The sequence below is a fragment of the Bradyrhizobium vignae genome, from assembly GCF_004114425.1.
Lineage (GTDB): Bacteria > Pseudomonadota > Alphaproteobacteria > Rhizobiales > Xanthobacteraceae > Bradyrhizobium > Bradyrhizobium vignae.
On record NZ_RDQF01000152.1, the window covers coordinates 1 to 783 of the forward strand.

Here is a 783-nt window from a genome sequence, read left to right on the forward strand (position 1 = left end):
CCGTTCTCTGGTCGGAGGCCTTTTACCGGCAGTTCGCCAACCGCCGCCAGATTGCATCCTATGCCGGCCTTGCAGCCACGCCATGGCGCAGTGGCGGCATCGAGCGCGAGCAAGGCGTGTCGAAGGCTGGCAATCCGCGCCTGAGAACCACGATGATCCAGCTCGCCTGGCTCTGGGTACGCCACCAGCCTCAATCGGCTTTGACCCAGTGGTTCAAGGTGCACAGCCAACGCGGCCGCAAGCGCGCGATCGTGGCGCTCGCGCGCAAGCTGCTCGTGGCCCTCTGGAAGTACGTGACCGCGGGCGTGGTGATCGAGGGAGCCGAGATAAAGGCCGCCGCCTGACACCACGCTCCTCAGCCTCAAAGCCAATCCGCCGAGATTGATCAGCCTCGGCCGATCCGGGTGGACGAACCGATGGATTGCATGGCTTCAAACGCCGTAACGAAGAATGGTCTCGTCCTCTCGAGCCTGCCCGCCGCAAGCGGAATGTTGGTGCAGCCGCCGCCGCGCGGCGACCGAATGTGAGTTTGATCTGGCAAGCAAACCAGATTGCAAAAACCGGCTCGACCCTTGGATCGCCTGACGAAAAGGAGTTATCCGCCCGCTGCCCCGACTGCCAAAGCCTGATGGCGTGCTCGCTCGAGTCAAGGCCAAGTCGCTTCGCGACGGCCCTACGGGCCGACCTTGACTCGATCTGCGCGCGCCATCCTACGTGCTCCACGGTCGGGACGAAGAGCTGGCCTGCAATCGAACAAAGAGCTGAACAAACCGCCTTGACACA

1 protein-coding gene is annotated in these 783 nt (G+C 63.2%); it reads left to right on the top strand.

The genetic code is table 11. From position 1 onward, the window contains the following. The coding region (locus EAV90_RS39185) for a transposase (RefSeq protein ID WP_164937310.1) at positions 1-344 on the top strand (344 nt) is incomplete at its 5' end. Positions 345-783 lie beyond the last annotated feature (439 nt).